Here is a 15,124-nt window from a genome sequence, read left to right as displayed (position 1 = left end):
CCGTACGCTCGGCCGCTCCGGCCTTCAGGTCCCCGCCCTGAGCTTCGGCGCCGGCACCTTCGGCGGCACCGGCCCGCTGTTCAGTGCATGGGGCAATACCGGCGTCGACGAAGCGCGCCGCCTGATCGACATCTGTCTCGAAGCCGGCGTTAACCTGTTCGACACGGCCGACGTGTATTCCGACGGCGCGTCCGAGCGCGTGCTCGGCGCCGCGCTCAAGGGGCGCCGCGACCAGGTGCTGATCTCGACCAAGACGGGCCTGCCCACCGGCGACGGCCCGAATGAGGCGGGCACGTCGCGCGCACGGCTGGTGCGCGCCGTCGACGACGCGCTGCGCCGCCTCGACACCGACTACATCGACCTGCTGCAACTGCATGCGTTCGACGCCGGCACGCCGGTCGAGGAAGTGATGTCGACGCTCGACGATCTCGTGCGCGCGGGCAAGCTGCGCTACATCGGCGTGTCGAATTTCGCCGGCTGGCAGATCATGAAGTCGCTCGCGGCGGCCGACCGGCATGGCTGGTCGCGCTACGTGGCGAACCAGGTGTACTACTCGCTCGTCGGCCGCGACTACGAATGGGACCTGATGCCGCTCGGCGCGGACCAGGGCCTCGGCGCGCTGGTGTGGAGCCCGCTCGGCTGGGGCCGGCTCACCGGCAAGATCCGGCGCAATGCGCCGCTGCCCGAAGGCAGCCGGCTGCATGAAACGGCCAGCTACGGGCCGCCGGTCGACGACGCGCGCCTGTACGACGTGGTCGATGCGCTCGATGCGATCGCGGAGGAAACCGGCAAGACGGTGCCGCAGATCGCATTGAACTGGCTGCTGCAGCGGCCGACCGTGTCGTCGGTGATCGTCGGCGCGCGCAACGAGGAACAGTTGCGGCAGAACCTCGGCGCGGTCGGCTGGACGCTGACCGATGCGCAGGTCGCGAAGCTGGACGCGGCGAGTGCGGTCGAAGCGCCGTATCCGTACTTTCCGTATCGCCGGCAGGCGGTGTTCGCGCGGCTCAATCCGCCGATGCGCGGGTAAGCCGTCGAGACCCGGGCATCAGGCCGGCACGCGTGCCGCGCCGAGCCGCACGACCTTGTCGGTCGGCCCGATGACCGAGCGCCGGTGCGTGATCGCGATCACCGTGACGTCGCGGGCCAGCAGCCGCACGTGCGCCATGATGTCGCGCTCGGTGGCTTCGTCGAGCGCGGAACTCGCCTCGTCGAGAAACAGCACGGTCGGATTGCCGTACAGCGCGCGGGCGATCGCGATGCGCTGGCGCTCGCCGCCGGACAGTTTCAGTCCGCGCTCGCCGACCGTCGTGCGGAACCCGTCCGGCAAGCCGTCGATGAACGGCAGGATCGCGGCCTTCGCGGCCGCGTCGCGCAGGCGCTGCGCATCGCGCGGGCGGCCGAGCAGGATGTTGTCCTCCAGGCTGTCGTTCAGCAGCACGATGTCCTGCGGCACGACGGCCACCGCGCCGTACCAGTCGGCGCGATCGATCGTCGCAAAATCAACGCCGTCGACCAGAATGCGACCATCGGTCGGCTCGATCGATTTCAGCGCCAGCTTGAAGACGGTCGACTTCCCCGCGCCGGTTTCGCCGACGACGAACGTGATGCCGCCGCGCTCGGCCACGAAATCGACGTCGCGCACGCCGCGCCCGTTGCCGTATGCATAGCCGACGCGCTCGAACACGATGCGCCCGTCGCGCGGCGCGAACGCCGACGCGTGCGACACCTGCCGCTCCTCGGGCGCCGTCCAGAGCGCGGTGAACGGCACGAGTGCGGCGCGGGAGCGCACACTCTCGTCGATCGAGCGCGCGAGCATGTCGAACGGCAGGTTCAGTTGCAGCAGCAGCGTGTTGAACAGCACGATGTCGCCGATCGACAGCGCGCCGGCCGCATGACGCGGCAACAGCAGCCAGAACGTGACCGAGAACTGGATCGCGAGGCCGAGCCCCAGCAGCGCGAGAAAGCCGACATGCTGCATCACGTACGCGCGCCAGTTATCGCGCTCGGCGCGCGCCTTCTCCGCGAAACGCTCGCTCATCCAGCGGTGGCTGCCGAAATGCCGGAGCGTCTCCATCGCGTTGATCGCGCCGCCGACGAACCGCGCATTGTCCTGCCCGGCCTCGATCGCGCGATCCAGGTACACCCGCGAGCGCCGCGCGGAAACGATCGCGATCGTCACCGCGATCGCGCCATACGCAGCGGTGATGGCCGCCACTTCGAGGTTGATCATTGCGCCCAGCGTGACGAGGGTGAAGACGATCTGGAGCGTGCCGGGGATCAAATCCATCAGCGCAAGCTGCACGAGCACCGCCAGCGCGCGGCTGCCGCGCGTATTCGCGCTCTGGATTTCGGTGGGATTGTGTTCGACGAAGAACGCCGTGGTTTTCTTCAGGACGCGCTCGAAAAAGCGCGTGCTGGTGATGAATCCCAGATTCCCGGACGTCATGAAGGCGAGGTACTGCACGACGCGTTGCAGCGCGCTGGACAGGCCCAGCAGCACTGCGTAGACCACGAAGCCCGCCATGAGCGCGTGCAGCGCGCCGCGATGCGACAGCGCGTCGATCAGGCGCGAGAACAGATACGGAGCGGCAACGGCGGTGGCACTCGACAGCACGACGACGGCCGCAACCGTCAATAACATCCAGCGATCGGCCTTCCAGTAGGCGCGCAGCACCTCGGTGATTGGATTCGGTGCGTGGTGTTCGTTCATGGCGCAATGGACCGGGGCGCGGCCCGGATGGCGACAGGCGGCCAAAAAGTCTAGCAGACTGAAAGAAAGCCCACCGCATCGTTCGGGCTGCACGACGGTAGCCGCATGCAGTTGCGCTGTGACATCAGAAAACGCGAGCACCGCGGCCCCCCATCGTGCCCCTGCCCTCTTGTCGTTGCGCCCCGCGACCGGTCTGGCCGGCAACGCTCTTCCCTCCTCGAAAGGCTCACGAACATGAACGTTGCCGATACCGGCCCGACCGTACGCGTGGTTGGGAGTAGACGACTACGATGAATGGCTGCCGCAGTGGGATCACAACCGCTTCTATAGCCGCTTCGACGCCACACGCGCTACCGCCGCACATCACGTAGCTCACGTGGTCGCGCTTCTTCGACGGCTACGAACCGGTGTACGCGCTGGTCGTGCAGCGTCACTGCAGGCCCGTCGGGTTCGCGCGTTCCCTGTATACGGCCGCAGCACGACGCACATCGGGCCGTCCTGCTATCTGCAGGATCTGTCCACGCTCGACAGCGAACACGGCAAAGGTGTCGGCCGCGCACTGATCGAAGCCGTGTACGACGCCGCGCGCCGGCATCGTGCCGAACGCGTGCACTGGCTGGCAGCCGCACGTGACGGATCACATAGCGCATCGACGACCCGCCACGTACACCCCGACCGTCGGGCGGACATGGCTTCACGACCCCGGGTAGCCCGCGGGATACAAATTCGTCCTTTCACCGGATTTTTGTATCCTCGGGGACACCATTTCGATGTGTCGGTTTTCGTTGCCATTAATGGGTCGTAACATTTCTCCTGACCGGCCATTCCCCTGCTCTGCAGCGTCAAACGTCGGCTATACATTCCCCGCACGTCCAACGAATCAAACGTCCTCGGCCTCCCCCGACGCCTGCCCCGTCCCCGATCGTTCCGTCGGCGTACCGTTGATCGCAGCCACGAGCGCCAGCACCCCGCGCCTTTCTCGCGGCTTCAGTTCTCGAAAGCCCGCGAGGAGCAGTTCTTCGTCGCCGGTTAGCGCCAAAGTTCCGGGGTCCGACGGGCGACCGGTCAGCAGATACTGAACGTCGACGCCAATCTCAGCAAGTCGGGTCAGATAGCTGGCATCCGGAATCCTCGAGCCCTGTTCATAGTTGGACTGAGCCTGTTTCCGAACACCTCCTGCCTCGCCGAATTCGGCCTGGTTCATTTGCAGGCGTCGTCGCTCCTGCTTCAAGCGAAGCGAAAAGGAATTCATTTGTGGATTTTCTGTTGACATGAACTCATTTGTTGACTATCGTTTGCATGTACTCAGTTGTGTCTCGGGATGGACAAGAGCACTGAGAAGCTCCGGCTCCTGCCTGCAGACGATCTCGATGCATCGGAGGACTCATGCCATTCACGTACGAAATCTGCGGCGCACTCCCGGTCGTCGGTAGCTTCCGACGCAATCACGCACAGCAGTTCGCGCAGAGCTTGGCCGCTTCCGCGACCGTCTACTGCGTCACCGATGCCGTCACGCATTCGGTCATGATCCGCCTTCGCGGTGCACTTACCGATCAAGAGGTCGCCTCCATTGAAGGTAAATTGAAAGAATTCTCCCGGAAGTGGGCCCGAACCGCCGCCGTATTCAGTCGCATACGGTTCGGGGAACAATCTCTCATGCCCCTCACGCCGGGCCGACAGGTCGAACAGTTGCAGGATCCGGCGAAAGAATACGTACGGCATCACGCGTCTACGCCGCCACATTCTGATACTCAAAACACTCAGGTACTGGGAGCTCCGCTCGGATGATCCGCCTAGCCTACCTAAAAGCTGAGATTCTCGACCCAATCGGGACATTGATTTCACCCCAACCTCTGGAGGTTCGCAATGGAAGAGCCCGCACCGTACAGCCTCTCAGGTGCACTGTCCGTCCAGGACGACTTGGACGATGAGCAACTCGATCGGGTATCCCGGCACCTGAGCGGTATCGCCAGCGTGTACGTGAAACACGACACCGTCGCGCATACCGTTTCGTTGTGCATCTCGGGTACGTTGATGCGTGACGATGCGCGTTACATCGAACAACGCATCGAACGCTTCGCCGAAGAGCATGCTCGTGCGGCCTCTATTCTACTTAGCGAGTGGAACGGCGTGACGAGCGAGCTTGTTGTCGGAATGAACTGGGACGCCCAGTGCCTCATCAAGCTGGCAGCGATCCAGGAACAACTTGGAAAGCTCCCGGAACGATATTTCGATTTTCTCTTGCGACTGGAACCCGCAGGTGCACCAGCGCGTGGCAAGCAGTTCTTGTCTGTTTCGATCGAGACCAGCGACGATCAGCAGGTTGTATAACGCAAGTTCAGCGTTGCGGACACGCTGCGAGTATAAGATGTCGAGGTGCGAAAGCACGGTGCCGACTCGCGCTCGTTCAGCATAGGTGCGCGCGATGAGTCGGTCACACATTCGAATTGAAAATCGCGCGAAGCATCCGCGTCGCCTATCAGTCGCACGCGCTCAACGCAATGGCCGAGCCTTGATCCACAGAAACAGCGGCACGCGCGCCCACTGCTTCAACTGATCCGTATCGGCATGATCGGGCGGCGGTTCGCGCAACGACACGATCGCGAACCCGGACGCTTCCAGCGCCTCCATGTACGCCTGCAGCGGCAGCGACCATCCTGCAAAATGCATCGACAGCCCGTCACGCGTTTCCATGCCGTCGAAATGCTCACGCCCGAAATAGCTGCCCGTCAGCACGAACGGCGCATCGGGCTGTGGCCCGGCAAAGGCGCCGCGATCGCGGAACGGATGCACGATCGAGATGAATAGCGTCCCATCCGGCTTCAGCACGCGGCGCGCCTCGTTCAGCGCGCGCGGCATGTCGTCGAGATCCATCAGCACGTTGTACGCCATCACGAGATCGAAGCTGGCCGCGTCGAACGGCAGCGCCGCCGCGTCGGCGAGTTGATAGCGATGCGCGGAATCCGCGTGGCGCGCCGCGTCGAGCATCGCGGGCACCGCGTCGCTCGCGGTCACGTCGTAACCGAGCGCCTTCAACTCACGGCTCACGCGGCCTTCGCCGCAGCCGACCTCCAGCGCGACGCCCGTGCCGCGACCGATGTAGGCCGCGAGCCCCGCGCGATATTTCCAGAACGCATCGTGGCCCGGCTTGCCGGCCCAGCCAATCCATTGGTCAGCGACCCGCGTCCAGTGTTCGGTAATGGCTTTCGTGCCGGTCATGCGTGCTCCCGATCGGTCTGCGTCGTTGGCCCAGGATGCGCATGGTAAGCCGAAGCGAATCGACGCGCGCTTGCATGCAAGCGGCATCCGATTTCCCTCGTGAGCAAGCTGGTTGTTTCGCTCAATCCCACGGATTCAGGATCGCGACACCGGTTTCAACGAAATCGGCAACGTTGCGCGTCACGACCGTCATGCCGTGCACGATCGCCGTGGCGGCAATGAGCGCGTCCCGCTCGGATCGCTGGTCCGGCACATGGAGCCGTGCGCATCGTTGCGCGACAGCAGTATCGACCGGTAACACGCGACCAGCGAACTCGGGCAGGACTTGCCCGTCAAGCCATGCCCTGAGCAGCGCGCCCTGCTCCGCATCTCCGCGCTCGATCTGCAAGACACCTGTCTCCAGCTCCATGATCGTGATCGCCGAGACAAACAGCACCGACGCATCGACGGTCGAACACCAGGCTGCCACGTTCCTGTCCGCCTTGCCCGCCCGCACTTTCCGGAGTTCCGAAACCACATTGGTATCGAGAACGAACATCATCAGAAATCGACCTCCTTGATCTTGACGTTCGCGCGCGGCGGGTCGAATTCGACGTCCTCGACACCTGGCATGGCGAGCGAGTCGGCAATGTTGCGCTGCTGCCGGGTGAGACGCTGGTATTCCTCGAAACTCAGCAACACGTGGGCAGGCCTGCCGCGGTCGGTGATAAACACGGGGCCGTCCTTTGTCGCCTTCTTTGCCTTGGTCACGTCCTGGTTGAGCTCACGACTCGAGAGTGTGGTGATGGTCACGATGAACTCCTGGAAACCATATATGTAGGTATGTTACTACAATATATGACTGCGTGTTATTCCTCACGCTGCGCGGCGGGTTCCTCGCGATACCTGTAGCAACGTCCTACAGTTACGAGAAACGCCCCGCACCGCCGCGCATCGCCCCCGCTCGACGATGCGCATCCGATTCCGAGGAAAGTCCATGCCGAGCATCCTGGCCCCCGCCAATCTCCCCGCGAGCCCCGTCGCGGCGGAAACGCGCATGGTGCACGATGTGGCGACGCTCAAGCTGTCCGACTACCGTTCGGCTGATGGTGCGTCGTGGGTCATCTCGACCATCACGCCGGCAGCGGACAGCGGAGCGAACGTCACCGGCACGACGTATTTCGACACCGCGAAAGGCCAGACCGTCCCGGTACCCGACGCGCGCCGCCGCTATGCGAATCGCGGCATGTGGCAGGTCGTCGCGAGTTCGAGCCCGGCAGTGCCCGCGACGGGCCGCTACGACTGGCTCACGCTCGCGTGGCTGCCGATCAACCGGCGGCCGCTGCCGCAAACGCCCGAGCATCTGTATTCGCCGTTCATTCGCGGCGGCACGATCGTCTATCGGTGGAATCCGTCCGCGGAAGGCGGCGAGCAGTTCGGCAACGTGCGGATGATCTTTCCGGAGTGGACGCAGCAGGTGGCCGATGCGTTGCGGTCCACGCCCGCCGCGGTGCAGGACCGCGCGTGGTCGGCCCCGCAACCGGCGCTCGACCGCCTGAAAGCCGACACGAACCCGATGACCGCCGTGCTCGACTTCGGCGATGCGCTGCGCGACGAACCGGTGGAACGGATCGTTGCAGGGCTGCCCGCGCTGCTGCGGGTGAAGGACCGGCATGAACTGTCGGCGATCGTGTTCCTGTGCCTGTCCGCGCCGCGCGCGGAAGACCGGCCGCGCTTCGTCGAAACGATCAACGCGTCGATCGCGGGCACCGACGACCGCGCCCGCCTGCTGGCGATCGCGTATGGCGCGTTCGCGGCGGGGCGGACGCAACCGGTTCCGTTCCGCGACGGCGCGCAGAGGGCGCTCATCGACGATGTATTCGGCGCACTGAAACAGCGCACGATGGCGCTCGGTGTGCCGGTCACGCAAGGCTCGCCGTGGTACGAGTTCTTTACGGCGTATCGGCTGGGTGAAGCGGTGTCGGGCAACGGCCAGTAATCGCCAGCCAGGAGACGCCGCCGCGCAAGCTATAGCGAATCTCCACCGCCGTTCATCACGCACTGCCCATTATTTCGACCATTCCTCGGTGCAATCGCGCCGCGTCGACCAAACACCGCATCGATTTTCGATCTATTCGACGATTTGAATGGAATCGCTCCGTGCTAGATTCCCGCTCGGCCACAGAGCCCATTCCAATAACCTCAATCAAAGACCAAATCATGAAATCTCTTATCCGCCATGCCGCTCTGGCATTCGTGACGATCGGCTTCCTATCGGGCTGCGCCAGCAGCGTGACGCGCGACGCCAGCGATACGGCCGGGGCCGCCGTGACCGCATCGACGACCCCATTCGGCAAGAAGCCCGTGATCGTGACGGTCACGCTCGACAATGCCGCGCAGGAAGCGTTGAAAGACAACCTGAAGTTCGACGCAAAGAAACTGCAGGAGAAAATCGAACATGCACTGGACGCACGCAAGCTGCTGGCCAAAGCGGATGCAACCGATGCGATGCACCTGAACGTCGAAGTCACCGGCATTCGCGTGCGCTCGAGTTTCTCGGCCGTCATGTTCGGCTTCATGGCCGGCAGCGATTACGTCGACGGCACCGTCACGTTCACCGATGCCGACAATCACCCGGTCGACCACTTCAAGGTGTCGGCGTCGTATGCGCTCGGCGGTATCGCCGGCATCGACAGCATGCGTATGGACTGGCTGTACGAGAAATTCACCGAGAAGACGCTCGCGACGCTCGATCCGACGACCGCCGCCACGCAAGGCGACGCGGCACCGGCAGCGTCGAGGAAGCTGTAAAGCCCGCCGCCCGACGGATCGCGGATGCGCGGCCCGTCGGGCCATGGCGGCAGACCCGGTGCTGCCATCAACGCACGGCCTCGCCGGTCGCGAACCGACCATCATGCGTCCTGCAATGCGCGAGTGAATGCCCTGTGCTCGCATCTGGCAGCGGTCCTATTCCGTTAAATCAGCCGATATGCATCGGAGTGCGGCCGCGCCCACCGACCGCCACAAGGCATTCACGCGCGCACGCATGACAACAAAAAAGCGGCCGCTCGCGAGCGGAGCGGCCGGCAAGGAGAGATCCCTAGGCGGGATACCGGTGGACACCACACCAAACCGGTCTGCGTATTGTTGATGAACGGTATGCCGTTGACCATCAGACTGGTCTGATTCGCTGCAAGCTTGCGTGAACATCACGCCCTCGTGAGCTGCCCGGGGCACCCATCGCGACCCGCAATACGCCGTTACGTTCTTCGACGGAACCCCCATACGCGACAACCGGTCGAAACGCCGCACGACCGTCGAAGGCTTGAGCACTGCGACGGCCCACCAGCTCTCCTGTCCCGCTCGATCACGTCCATTCTTCCTATTTCATGCTGAGTATCGGTCCCTTCTCGATCCGCGTCGCCGCGGTAGCCGTCGCCGCGCTGCTGGCGTGGCTCGTCGCGCGCGTCATCCAGCGCCGTCCGCCCGACGGGCATCACAAGAGCGCGTCGAGCCTGATCCTCGACGTGCTGCTGCTCGGGTTGATCGCCGCGCGCGTCGGTTATGTCGCTCAATGGTGGCCGGACTATGCGGCGTCGCCGCGCGCGATCGTCGCGCTCGGCGATGGCGGCTTCGACGCGCGCATCGGTATCGCGGCCGCGCTGGTGTTCGCCGGCTGGCGCTTGCGTCGCCTGCCGGCGCTGCGTCGGCCGGTACTGGCCGGCATCGTCGCCGGCCTCGGTGCGTGGGGCATCGCGCAAGGCACGCTGGCGACGCTGCAGCGCGGCGCGCCGCCGCTTGCCGCGATGCCGCTCCAGGCACTCGATTCAACGCCCGTGTTGCCGGCGGGCTTCGTCGGCAAGCCGGTGGTCGTGAACCTGTGGGCGACGTGGTGCGCGCCGTGCCGGCGCGAGATGCCGATCCTCGAACAGGCGCAGCGCGACCATCCGGGCATCACGGTGCTGATGCTCAACCAGGGAGAAAACGCGCACGCCGTGCGTGCGTTCCTCGAGCAGCAGAGCCTGCGTTTCGATCACGTGCTGCTCGATCCGTCGCTGCACGCGATGCATGCGTATGGCTCGCGTGGACTGCCGACCACGCTGTTCTTCAACGCGAAAGGTGAACTCGTCGAATCGCACATGGGCGAGCTGACCGCCGCGCGCCTGAAGGACGCCATCACGCAGCGCTTCGGGCAGTAATGCCCGGCGGCGGACCAGAGGCGACGCCGCTTCATCACTTCCGAGCTTCGAGCGCGACCCACCGGTACACGAAGACCGATCCGATAGGCCTCGTCGAAAGCGTCAGCGCGATCGTGTCCAACTCGCGCAACGGCCTGCACATCGGCTGGGAGACGGATGCCTTCGCCGTATCTGTATGTGGCACTCCGCCTGATGCCACCGCCGATGTGGAATCCGCCCACGCCGAAGGGCTCGACATGAAACCGCGTGACTTCGACGCCAGGCCAGAGCATGCGCGAAAGCAGATGCAGCGCTGCATGCGTGAACACTGACGGCGCCAGTCTACGTAGCGAACCGGTCAGGCCGACGGACGCCATCACGTTACCCAGTGCCCATCACCCGCGCTACCACAATCGCACGACGCCCGTGAACCAACGGCGTGTGCACACGAATCGCCGTTCGCGGCGGCATACGTCATGCGTGCAGAATCGCGCACCCGACACCCAAACACGGCTGACGGAAAGGCGATCAGTCTCGGTCAAATAGCGGATCCGGTTCGGGTGGCCTGCCATTAACACTGCGCTGTTTACCCGTGAAGCGGGCAATATACCTGGGCTCATTCGAGCGGTCACGATGTGAGCATGTGGTGGCCGGGTCGAGTCGGGTAGCGCCGGGCTCCAATTGCCTCGCCGGCATGTGCTGCACAAAATCCACAATAGCCATTGCCATGGTTCGGTCTTCAGGGACACCGGAATGGGCCAATGCTTGTGCGACCCCACGCCAGACTGCCAATGTTTCGATATGCGCATCCCATAACGCCTTTTCTGCCCGCACATCGAGCACCGATCGGTAAAAACGCGGGGCAACTCCACGAGACTGCATTCGTAACACGGCCTGCGTCGGAAAGCGTTGTGTCTCACCGCGAGCCAGCCTCGGCGTTGCGTTCGCATCGACCCCGTGTTCGCGCAACTGGCGCGCAAACACCTCGCGCCATGTACGCAGATCCCGCTTGCGCGGATTCAGACACCGCCCGTCAGGACCACGCACCCGAACACACAAATGGACGTGCGGATGCGGTTGGTCATCGTGCTGTGCGAACACGTACAATCGTCCGTCGCCGAATATCTCGCGCGCGAACGCCCTTGACGCCTCTCGGACGGCCGCGCGGTCCGTGCCCGCGGGCATTGATAGCATCAAATTAAAGGTTTCCCGACGCCGGCTCTCTTCCGGCATCCCCCAACCACCCCACCGCCATTCGTCAAAAAGGTCCTGCAAGGCAGCCTCCCCGACCAATACGCGCGCGTCCTGGTCTTCCAGCTCGACATGACCATCGCGTGAAATATATTGCAAGTGTCGACGCACCGCACCCATGCCCTGTGCGCCTGACGCTTTGTTGGTAATCTTGACCATGACCTCGGGCGCGCGTCGAAGCGTCAAAGCCAGCCGTTCGCGTAGACGCCGCGCATCGCGCGGCAACGCCACGCCTGGCAGATGCGGGGCGCGCACATGCCGCAGCGGCTCGTGAAACAGTCGATCGCCCCAGTTGACGAGCAGCGCATCGACGTACTGTCTGGGAAACGGCATATCAACGGCTCCATCGGTCCAGGTTGGTTTGCAGCAACTGTGCGACAAAACGCAGATGTGTAAGGATCATGGCGCGCGCGTGCTCCCACTCGGGCACGTGGTGGCCCTCGCCCGTGTTGCGCGCGAGCTCACCCAGCCGCGTACGAATCGCAGCAAGCTGCCGATTCGATTCCGCAAGCAGCATCATCTCCCGATTTCCCAGTTGCGGTTCTCCGGTCAGATGGGCGCGAATTAACGCAGCAATCCATCGATTGGCGGTGAACCCCTGCACATGTGCCAGCCCTTTGATACATTCCAACTCGGCCGGCATCAGACCCACGCCGATCCGTACAAACGGCTCGCTCGGCGTCGAAAGTATTGCGGCCGTGTCCGGCGGGTCATGGGCAATGTCCAGTGCTTCGGCCACGAGCCGCCTGATGCCCTCACCGGCGCTCACCCCGTTCTGCGCACATCGTGCCTGCCACAAAGGCTTTAGCGCACCCAGTTCGACCGCAATGCGCGCTCGGTTTCGCGATCCCATGTTCGTCTACCGTTCGCCAGGTGACGGCATGGCGGGCGCGTGATTGATTTCTCGCGACGGGGCAGACGATTGCTGGGGTTCGTCCTTTTCCGCTCGCGCGGAAGGAGCCGTCGGATCGAACACGCGAGGTCGGGGAAGCTCGACGCCCTCAGCGTGAAGCGCGTCGAGCATGCGCACAGCGCGACGCTTAACACGATTAACCGAACGATCACTGAAACCCTGCTCGCGCATAGCCGCCACAATCACGGCGAGCTGAATCTCATCGTCCAGCGATCTCGAGTGGCGCACCGGTGCGCCCATGGGACGGTCTGGACTTTCGTCGCGGGCCCCCTCAGGCGTTGCAGTCGTCGCTGCTTGCGGCTGCAACCCAGGACGCTCGGAGTCGCGATCGCGTGTGTGTTCCGTGGGCGCGTTCAACTCAGAAAGACGCGCCAGGTCGGCAGGCTCCGGTGTGTACCCGCTTACCTCAATACCGATTGAAACGGCCTGCAGCCATACTTCGCGGCAAAAGGCGTCGTGCCCCGACACGCGAATGCGCGTCCACGCCTTCGCCTGCACCATATCCATCATGGAAGCAACAATGTCTGTACGAGTTTGCATCGTGACGAGATATCGCCCCCGATCCTCGAACGCCAGCGGGTACGGGGCCTCCTTCAGGAAATATTGACTGCCGGCGCGCAGGTAGCTTCGCCTAACTCGCTCTGGCGCGTCGGCGATTTCCGTGAACTTCGGCACCGAATTTATCGCGCCGGGATCGGACACACCATCCGTGCCTGCATCGTCACGCCCCGCCTCGAAGCGGCTGCCGCCAGCCTGCTCTCGTAGCAGGGCGCGCGCCGCATCAAACTCGCTGCGCCGACGCGCAAGCATTGCGAGGTAGCCGAATTGTTTTGCCGGAAAGTGGTCCGACGGACGGCGTCGCGCTATGTCGACGTCCGCAGTCCATTCAGGCTCGATGGCGTTCACGGCGAAGTCCGCACTGGGTGCGAAAAGCGCCGGCGACTGGGTATCATCCATCATGTACCTCACCGGTTATGCGTCGCGCAATGCTCAGCTGCGCGGCGTCACCGTCCATATTGCGCATGACCGAATCGCTACCGCTGCGGGTCATCGATCTCACCACGCCCGTCCACGCGTGACCTGGCTTGCGCGAGCGCGGCCGCACGTGCGGCTTTCACGCGCGCCCATGACGCTGCACGCAGCGCATCGAGCTTCACGTCCATGTCGTCGAGCCCCATTTCCCGCGCAGATTTTTTCAGCGAGGCAACCGCCCGCTCAAGCTGATCGCGGGCCCGGTCCCACGGGTAGAGCTTCGCGCGCTCACCTTCGTAGACGATCTGTACGTCTGCGCCGTTTAGGCGATGGTGCTCGTCCATCCACCGTAACCGGTCCGACGCGAATGTCATCTTTCCCTTCGCATGAAACACCACGCTGCGTGGTGCCACCTCTTGAACAAGGAAATGCTCGGTATTGAGCACCTCCCCGCGATAGGGACCTCCATTCTCTCGTGGTGTGGACATCCTCAGTACAGACCCAAACCGCCGCTCGGCCGCCATCTTGACCTCCGTGGGCACGGCGTCGAGCCCGTATATGAGTTCGCCCATCGCATGACGTGGCCCCTGGTTCGAATGCTGCCCGTCGTCCGTGGTTTCGGTGACTGGGCTCGCCGCCGGTTCGTGGGTGAAAGCCAGTTTCCCTTCCTCCGGAGTACCAGATGGCTGCGTCGACGCGCAATCACCGCCCGAGCGGTCGGCCTCGGCGTGCCGGCGCACGTCGTCCGCCCCCGTGCCGTTGTCCGTCTTCCTCGATCCCATGTCTGCGTCTCCCGTCAAGTAAAACGACATACCCTCGGTTTGCGTCCGGCTCGCCTTCGAGTCAGCCGATGCAGGCGTCGGCGTCTCCAGTACCGCACGCCGCAACAGCTCGCCGACCGCCTCCGTTCCGTCGAGCACCGCCATATCGTTAAAGTCGGTCGGCAATTGATCCGCAATATGCGCCCCTGATGCGAACCTAGGAGCGACCAGTCGTGCATGGGCACCGCGCGCCGCATGCTCCGCATGCGTAAATCCAGCACCGAAATCGGCCAGAATCACAAGCACATCCTTCGGGTGCTGCGCGCGCCATACCGTAGCCACTTTGGATAAATTTCCGCTCGACAAAGCCGCAAGCGTGTACCACCCTGTCGCCTGCCATGCCGACACGGCAGTCGCCACGCCCTCTGCAATCAGCACCGGCAAGCACGCGTCGCGTCGACACTGTTCGGGCGTAACCGACCACCAGCCTCCCGCCTTCGCACCGCCTGCCAGCGATGATTTACGCCCTTCGCAATCGATCAGCTCGAGTGTCGAAATCTGATGACCGATACGAACAGGCACGATCAACACACGTCCCACGAGAGCGGCGTCATTGGATTTCGGGGCGTATCCGAGCAGCACATGCAACTCTTCTGCTTCAAGCTCGCGCAGGGTAGGCAACGGCGCAATCTGCTTGCGCACCAGATAAGGATGGTCAGGTGCCACCGGCCGTGCCCAACGCCAGATACTCAGCGCATCCCGAGCGACCGCGGCGCGGCGCGCCCGGCGCTTGCGCTCGAGTGAGGCGTCGGCGCCCACAATGGGGGCATGCGCCGACGCGGACCGCGCCGCGCGATCGCCAAACGCGCGCGAGCCGGCCAGATCGAACCCATGCTCGCGGGCCAGCCAAAACAGCGACGCAAGCGTAATCGCCCCACTTTCGCTCGCCGAGCGCCATGTCGCACGCGCCGATCGTGCATCGTAATTCGGCGCGGTCTGGCTCCATGCATCCCACAGCTCAAAACCTGCCTCGCCAAGCCCATGCTTCACGGCGAACGCCATGTCGACCCATGTCGTATAGTCGTCAGCCGGAATCGTCGCCAAAGCAGTGCGCACTCGATCCGCCTCACTGATATAT

General features: G+C 63.9%; 16 protein-coding genes and 1 pseudogene. 8 read left to right on the top strand and 9 right to left on the bottom strand.

The window, feature by feature from the left end; all coding sequences use genetic code 11:
* The coding region (locus JMF90_RS04830; RefSeq protein ID WP_201324973.1) for an aldo/keto reductase at nucleotides 1-1,030 on the top strand (1,030 nt) is incomplete at its 5' end.
* An 18-nt stretch (nucleotides 1,031-1,048) separates the two neighbouring features.
* Here JMF90_RS04830 and JMF90_RS04825 read toward each other — a convergent pair.
* Entirely contained in the window at nucleotides 1,049-2,713 is a 1,665-nt protein-coding gene (locus tag JMF90_RS04825) for an ABC transporter ATP-binding protein (protein WP_011548453.1), read from the bottom strand.
* Between the two features lie 234 nt (nucleotides 2,714-2,947).
* On the opposite strand from JMF90_RS04825, the pseudogene JMF90_RS04820 reads away from it, so the two are divergent.
* A pseudogene (locus JMF90_RS04820) lies at nucleotides 2,948-3,329 on the top strand (GNAT family N-acetyltransferase); the annotation flags it as partial.
* 264 nt (nucleotides 3,330-3,593) lie between these two features.
* Here the strand turns inward: JMF90_RS04820 and JMF90_RS04815 are convergent.
* Nucleotides 3,594-3,965, bottom strand: a complete 372-nt coding sequence (locus JMF90_RS04815) for a helix-turn-helix domain-containing protein (RefSeq protein WP_011548455.1) — start codon at nucleotides 3,963-3,965, stop codon at nucleotides 3,594-3,596.
* A gap of 134 nt (nucleotides 3,966-4,099) precedes the next feature.
* On the opposite strand from JMF90_RS04815, the gene JMF90_RS04810 reads away from it, so the two are divergent.
* Together JMF90_RS04810 and JMF90_RS04805 are read left to right on the top strand one after the other, a co-directional pair.
* Nucleotides 4,100-4,501: a hypothetical protein gene (locus JMF90_RS04810; RefSeq protein WP_011548456.1), complete on the top strand. Its 402-nt coding sequence runs from the start codon at nucleotides 4,100-4,102 to the stop codon at nucleotides 4,499-4,501.
* A 78-nt stretch (nucleotides 4,502-4,579) separates the two neighbouring features.
* Entirely contained in the window at nucleotides 4,580-5,044 is a 465-nt protein-coding gene (locus JMF90_RS04805) for a hypothetical protein (RefSeq protein WP_011548457.1), read from the top strand.
* A gap of 162 nt (nucleotides 5,045-5,206) precedes the next feature.
* Here JMF90_RS04805 and JMF90_RS04800 read toward each other — a convergent pair whose 3' ends face one another.
* From JMF90_RS04800 to JMF90_RS04790, 3 genes are all read right to left on the bottom strand, one after another.
* Nucleotides 5,207-5,932: a class I SAM-dependent methyltransferase gene (locus tag JMF90_RS04800; RefSeq protein WP_041489426.1), complete on the bottom strand. Its 726-nt coding sequence runs from the start codon at nucleotides 5,930-5,932 to the stop codon at nucleotides 5,207-5,209.
* A 121-nt stretch (nucleotides 5,933-6,053) separates the two neighbouring features.
* Nucleotides 6,054-6,473, bottom strand: coding sequence for a type II toxin-antitoxin system VapC family toxin (locus JMF90_RS04795; RefSeq protein ID WP_011548459.1), 420 nt, complete (start codon nucleotides 6,471-6,473; stop codon nucleotides 6,054-6,056).
* A complete protein-coding gene (locus tag JMF90_RS04790) occupies nucleotides 6,473-6,724 on the bottom strand; it encodes a type II toxin-antitoxin system Phd/YefM family antitoxin (RefSeq protein ID WP_011548460.1) in 252 nt (83 codons plus the stop codon). Before JMF90_RS04790 ends, JMF90_RS04795 begins: the two co-directional genes overlap by 1 nt.
* A 184-nt stretch (nucleotides 6,725-6,908) precedes the next feature.
* Here JMF90_RS04790 and JMF90_RS04785 point away from each other — a divergent pair, with 184 nt between their 5' ends.
* The 4 genes from JMF90_RS04785 (at nucleotide 6,909) to JMF90_RS39985 (ending at nucleotide 10,421) form a co-directional block, all read left to right on the top strand.
* Nucleotides 6,909-7,910, top strand: coding sequence for a hypothetical protein (locus JMF90_RS04785; protein WP_011548461.1), 1,002 nt, complete (start codon nucleotides 6,909-6,911; stop codon nucleotides 7,908-7,910).
* A 221-nt stretch (nucleotides 7,911-8,131) separates the two neighbouring features.
* A complete protein-coding gene (locus JMF90_RS04780) occupies nucleotides 8,132-8,722 on the top strand; it encodes a DUF4410 domain-containing protein (protein WP_011548462.1) in 591 nt (196 codons plus the stop codon).
* Between the two features lie 578 nt (nucleotides 8,723-9,300).
* Nucleotides 9,301-10,110, top strand: coding sequence for a TlpA disulfide reductase family protein (locus JMF90_RS04775; RefSeq protein WP_011548463.1), 810 nt, complete (start codon nucleotides 9,301-9,303; stop codon nucleotides 10,108-10,110).
* A 113-nt stretch (nucleotides 10,111-10,223) separates the two neighbouring features.
* Entirely contained in the window at nucleotides 10,224-10,421 is a 198-nt protein-coding gene (locus tag JMF90_RS39985) for a hypothetical protein (RefSeq protein WP_226292390.1), read from the top strand.
* A 196-nt stretch (nucleotides 10,422-10,617) separates the two neighbouring features.
* Here JMF90_RS39985 and JMF90_RS04765 read toward each other — a convergent pair whose 3' ends face one another.
* The 4 genes from JMF90_RS04765 to JMF90_RS04750 all read right to left on the bottom strand — a co-directional run.
* Nucleotides 10,618-11,673 (bottom strand): relaxase/mobilization nuclease domain-containing protein, encoded by a 1,056-nt coding sequence (locus JMF90_RS04765; RefSeq protein WP_011548465.1) that lies wholly within the window; start codon nucleotides 11,671-11,673, stop codon nucleotides 10,618-10,620.
* 1 nt (nucleotide 11,674) lies between these two features.
* A complete protein-coding gene (locus JMF90_RS04760) occupies nucleotides 11,675-12,079 on the bottom strand; it encodes a hypothetical protein (RefSeq protein WP_227745913.1) in 405 nt (134 codons plus the stop codon).
* 120 nt (nucleotides 12,080-12,199) lie between these two features.
* Nucleotides 12,200-13,213, bottom strand: coding sequence for an LPD7 domain-containing protein (locus JMF90_RS04755; RefSeq protein ID WP_172593273.1), 1,014 nt, complete (start codon nucleotides 13,211-13,213; stop codon nucleotides 12,200-12,202).
* A 74-nt stretch (nucleotides 13,214-13,287) separates the two neighbouring features.
* Nucleotides 13,288-15,124 (bottom strand): PriCT-2 domain-containing protein (locus JMF90_RS04750; protein ID WP_236597944.1); only part of this gene is annotated, 1,837 nt, incomplete at its 5' end.

The sequence above is a fragment of the Burkholderia sp. E168m23 genome (assembly GCF_016586125.1).
In the GTDB taxonomy this organism is placed as follows: Bacteria; Pseudomonadota; Gammaproteobacteria; order Burkholderiales; family Burkholderiaceae; genus Burkholderia; species Burkholderia orbicola.
Note: the sequence above shows the minus strand (reverse complement) of the source record. Positions and strands in the feature narration are given on the sequence as shown.

Bases quoted from the DNA above. Each gene is read 5' to 3' on its own strand.
- JMF90_RS04825 (WP_011548453.1), bottom strand. From the start codon at position 2,713: ATGAACGAACACCACGCACCGAATCCAATCACCGAGGTGCTGCGCGCC.
- JMF90_RS04815 (WP_011548455.1), bottom strand. From the start codon at position 3,965: ATGAATTCCTTTTCGCTTCGCTTGAAGCAGGAGCGACGACGCCTGCAA.
- JMF90_RS04810 (WP_011548456.1), top strand. From the start codon at position 4,100: ATGCCATTCACGTACGAAATCTGCGGCGCACTCCCGGTCGTCGGTAGC.
- JMF90_RS04805 (WP_011548457.1), top strand. From the start codon at position 4,580: ATGGAAGAGCCCGCACCGTACAGCCTCTCAGGTGCACTGTCCGTCCAG.
- JMF90_RS04800 (WP_041489426.1), bottom strand. From the start codon at position 5,932: ATGACCGGCACGAAAGCCATTACCGAACACTGGACGCGGGTCGCTGAC.
- JMF90_RS04795 (WP_011548459.1), bottom strand. From the start codon at position 6,473: ATGATGTTCGTTCTCGATACCAATGTGGTTTCGGAACTCCGGAAAGTG.
- JMF90_RS04785 (WP_011548461.1), top strand. From the start codon at position 6,909: ATGCCGAGCATCCTGGCCCCCGCCAATCTCCCCGCGAGCCCCGTCGCG.
- JMF90_RS04780 (WP_011548462.1), top strand. From the start codon at position 8,132: ATGAAATCTCTTATCCGCCATGCCGCTCTGGCATTCGTGACGATCGGC.
- JMF90_RS04775 (WP_011548463.1), top strand. From the start codon at position 9,301: ATGCTGAGTATCGGTCCCTTCTCGATCCGCGTCGCCGCGGTAGCCGTC.
- JMF90_RS04765 (WP_011548465.1), bottom strand. From the start codon at position 11,673: ATGCCGTTTCCCAGACAGTACGTCGATGCGCTGCTCGTCAACTGGGGC.
- JMF90_RS04755 (WP_172593273.1), bottom strand. From the start codon at position 13,213: ATGATGGATGATACCCAGTCGCCGGCGCTTTTCGCACCCAGTGCGGAC.